The following is a 3900-nucleotide window of genomic DNA, read 5'->3' as shown; positions in this document are numbered from 1 at the left end:
CGTCTGACCCGGGACTCCATTCGGTCGCTGCCTTCAAGAGGACTTGTCGACGCGCAGCGGACCCGGGGTGCTTCAGCCTTCAGCTACGACGATGCCTTCGCCACCTACCGCATGACAGTGAATCGGATGCTCGCCAGGGTCGGCGACGGCTTCGAACTCAAGAATCAGGCACTTTCGAGCGTCTCACCCCAGCTGGATTGGACGGCCTGCTTGGAGCGGACGCCGACGTCGAGCCGTTGTCGGAGTCCCGGGGTTGGTTCGCGGTTGTTGGCGCCCGATCGGGCTTTGGCCAGGTGGGGTCTGTTCATGGTGGCACTTGGCGGTACGGCTGTCTCGTGACGGCGCCGTCGGTGGCGGGGATTGCGCTGCGGTCGAGTGATCCGACGGTGCGGTGCAGTCCGGCGCATCGGGTGCCGGCTCACCGACGGGAGCCTCGATGGACCGCAACCCCATCTCTGATCTCGAGGCCGTGGCGGCTATGCCCGGCCTTGACGACTTCGCTGATGTGCTCGCCGGTTTCGTTCCGGCCCGCAACGGCTCGGCAGCTGACCCGGCGTCGACGCTGGTTTTCCTGGCCGGCCGGTGGGCGTTCGGCTCGGCGAACAGCTGTGATTCTGCGTTGCGCTCGACGGTGCTGTGGGAGCTGATCCGCGCTTCGGCGGCCCGGGCCGGACGGGTCCTGCCGAAGAAGCCTCCGACGTTCAACAAGCTGCATCACCTGCGCCGCGCTGCCGATGATGGCGCGGCTGAGGCGCTCGCTGCCGCGCTCCCCGAGCTGACGGTGACGCTGGCCCGGCAGGTGGGTCTGGTGGTGCCGGGCCCGAGTCGCTGGGACCGCCCTGATGCCAGCCGGGTCATCTATGGCGACGGGTCGGTGTTTTCGCCGCTGTCGGACGTGTCGGTCGACGAGGACGGGGTGGTGCGCGGCTCCCGCGCTGAGCATCGGCCCAGGGTGGCGTCGCGGTTCGAGGGCAAAGACGGCCGCGCCGCCGGCAGCGGCTTGCCGATCAATGTGGTCGGCTGCCACGGCCGGCGCCGCTGGCAGCGAGTCATCCTGGGCGTCGACTTGTTCCGGGACGGCAACGAGGTCGGCTCAGCGCTCGACCTGATGCGCCGGGTCATCGACGCCGCCGCCGGTGGGGTCACCCACACGGTCTATGACCGGCTGATGAGCGGTCGGCACATGCGCGAGCTGATGTTGGCGGGGGTGGTGCCGTTCGTAGCGATGCCTGAAGCGGCACCGAACCGGGCGCACCTGGTCCTGCCCGCCGAGCTGCGCCGGGACGGCTACCGCAGCGCGGGGACTCGCGAGAAGCGCAAGGGCAAAGGCGCTCGGCGCCGCAGCGGCGATGATGTTGCCCCCAAGGCACGCCTCGCCCTGTACTACCTTCGCACCGTCGAGCACCTCACCGGGACCGGCAGGTGCGCGCATGACCTGTGGGCGCTCGACGGTGCGGTCGTCGCCGTCGATGCCGGCCATGAGGTCAGCCTGGACGCCACCTACCTGGACTGTCGCGACCTGCGGTGGGAACGGCATTCCGACGGCACCCACCCTGTCGGCCGGTTCGTCATCCCGTGCCGCCACGGCGCGGTGAGCACCGACATCGACTTCGCCGCCACCCGGCCCGGCAAGGCCCGCAACGGCCGGCAGCTCGCCCTGGCCGACTGGGTGCGCCCGATCCCCGAGGCTGCCACCGGGGCGGCGCGCATCGAGGGCCTCCGCAGCGACAACGAGTCGGTGTTCTCCTGGCTCAAGGCGATGTTGCCCCGCAACCGCGCCTCCAGCCTCGACCCGCAACACTTCCTGCTCGACGTCATCGGCGCCGTGTTGTTGTGCAACGCCATCGCCTGGGACGTGCACGCCGCCCATCACACCACCTGCGCCCAGCACGAAGCCCGCCTCACCCAGCGCCGCCAGCTGCGCAGCGCCACCTGAGGATCAGCGGCGACGACGGCGATTGCGCCGCCGTCGCTGCTGCAGACGGTGGCGTCCATGAACAGCCCCGCCACCACCGCCGTGTCCGACACCGACCTGGCCGCCCGCTGGGCGAGCTGGGGCGAAGACGGCCCACCGGGCTCGCTCAGCTCCCGCCTCGCCCCGCTGCACATCTGCACCGTCGAGGACCTGACCCGCCTCGAGGCCCTCGCCGGTGAGCTGGGCGATCTCCTCGAGCGGCATCACCCAGCCGTCGCCGTCGGGCGGTTCCTGGGCGCCGCGGACACCCACGCCGACGACTGTGACCGGCGGGCCGCGCTGCGCCTGTTCGAACGGCTCTCCCAGCTCGCTGTCGATCCGCTCACGTGGGCGAGGCTGCCACACCCGGACCCTCATGCCCGAAGGCGGCCCCTCACCCGCCTTGAGCGGGCCCTGGTTCGGCACTGCGCGCTGCACTCCGCTGGCCGCACCGGGGTGGTCGGCCTCATCGACAGCGGCGCCACCAGCGGCGAGCTCGGCAAGCTGACCGCAGCGAGCTTCACCCGCGGCGTGTCGGGCTTGGCCGAGGCCGTCGACCTGCCCGGCACCTGTCGCCACACCAGGTGCGGCTACCCCCAAGCGCGGCCCCGACCCGCGGAGATCCCACGGTGGGCCCGCCCCGGCGTGACGACGCTGGTCACCGCCGCCGGGGCCTGCCCCGTGCTCTACAGCGGCCGCTCCACCGACCCGGCCAAGGTCCAGTCCGCGTTGGTCATGACCGTCGGTGCCGTGCTGCGCGACGCCGGTCTCGCCGGTGACCACACCGTCGCGCCAATGTCGATCCGCAACACCTTCGGCCGTGCCCACTACGACACCACCGGTGACCTCGTCGCCACCGCCGAAGCGCTCGGCCACGACGACCTCATGACCGTCGCACGCGAGATCGGCATCCGCCCGCATCCCCCGACCCGCAAGCGCTCACCCAAGCCCGCCTGAACGACCAACGGCCTCGCCAGCGGGCCGTGGTTGCTGGCGGGGCGGCAAGTGCAGCCGGCGGCGATGCCGGCAACGTCGCGGTCATGGCCACCCACCACGGAAACCAGCACGCCCGCCGGCTCCTCCTCGGCGCTGGCCCGTCGGCCGAGATCGACGCGGTGATCGCCGCCTGGGAGCGCGAACCGCTCACCGACGCCACGCGGCGTCGCCTCGGTGAGCTCGCCCGCCGCTTCGCGGCACGCCTCGACGCCACCGGCGTCGCGTCGATCACCGACGCCACCCGCGAGGACTGCGAGGGCTTCGTGTGGGCACCAACCCGCCGGCGCACCCCACCGTCGCTGCACACCGTGCACTTGCGCCGCACCGCCCTGCGAGCCATCTACCGCACCGTCACCACCCTCGCCCCCGGCACCGTCGACCCCTCCGCCGGTGTGGACCTGCCCGCCAAGACCGGACGCCGGCCACGACCCCTCACCGACGACGAGCTCGACCGCCTCCGCATCGCCGCGCTCGGCCGCACCCAGCAACCGTTGCGGGCCGCCGCCGTCATCGCCCTCGCCGAAGCATCGGCCACCAGCGGCGAGATCCCATGCATCCGTTGGGCCGACGTCGACCTCACCGCCAGCACCGTCGCCCTGCCGGGCGCCGACCCCATCAAGGCCCGTACGGGGGTGCTCACCGACTGGGGGACCGCCGTGCTCGGACGCTGGCAGCGCGCCTGCCTGCCCGAGCCCGACCACCCCGTGGTAACCCGACGGCCCAGCGCCGCGACCGGCCACAGCGCCCAGGCCGCGACCGCCAACCAGCTCACCAGGCTCCTCCGCAGCGCCGGACTCGACCATCGCGACATCCGGCCGGGCTCGGTGCGACTGTGGGCCGCCGCCACCGCTTTGCGACGCGGCGGGATCGAAGCCGCGGCCCGCACGCTCGGCATCGACAGCCTCGACGCCGCCGCCGACGCCCTCGACCACCGCTGGCAGGCCCACCAA

General features: G+C 72.4%; 4 protein-coding genes. All 4 read left to right on the top strand.

The window, feature by feature from the left end; all coding sequences use genetic code 11:
* A partial coding sequence (locus V7004_RS15345) for a hypothetical protein (RefSeq protein WP_334145094.1) occupies positions 1–339 on the top strand: 339 nt, incomplete at its 5' end.
* Between the two features lie 97 nt (positions 340–436).
* On the top strand, positions 437–1936 hold the full coding sequence (locus tag V7004_RS15340; RefSeq protein ID WP_334145092.1) for a hypothetical protein: 1500 nt from the start codon (positions 437–439) through the stop codon (positions 1934–1936).
* Positions 1937–1993: 57 nt separating this feature from the next.
* Positions 1994–2911 carry a hypothetical protein gene (locus V7004_RS15335; protein ID WP_334145091.1) on the top strand — a complete coding sequence of 306 codons (918 nt, stop codon included), beginning with the start codon at positions 1994–1996 and terminating at the stop codon, positions 2909–2911.
* 83 nt (positions 2912–2994) lie between these two features.
* On the top strand, positions 2995–3900 hold a 906-nt coding region (locus tag V7004_RS15330; protein WP_334145090.1), incomplete at its 3' end, for a hypothetical protein.

It is taken from the genome of Rhabdothermincola sp. (genome assembly GCF_036846205.1).
Classification (GTDB): domain Bacteria; phylum Actinomycetota; class Acidimicrobiia; order Acidimicrobiales; family Acidimicrobilacustridaceae; genus Rhabdothermincola.
This window is presented reverse-complemented; position numbering and strand designations above follow the sequence as displayed.

What these genes read in the sequence shown, in the direction of transcription:
- V7004_RS15340 (WP_334145092.1), top strand. Translation starts at nt 437, where the DNA reads ATGGACCGCAACCCCATCTCTGATCTCGAGGCCGTGGCGGCTATGCCC.
- V7004_RS15335 (WP_334145091.1), top strand. Translation starts at nt 1,994, where the DNA reads ATGAACAGCCCCGCCACCACCGCCGTGTCCGACACCGACCTGGCCGCC.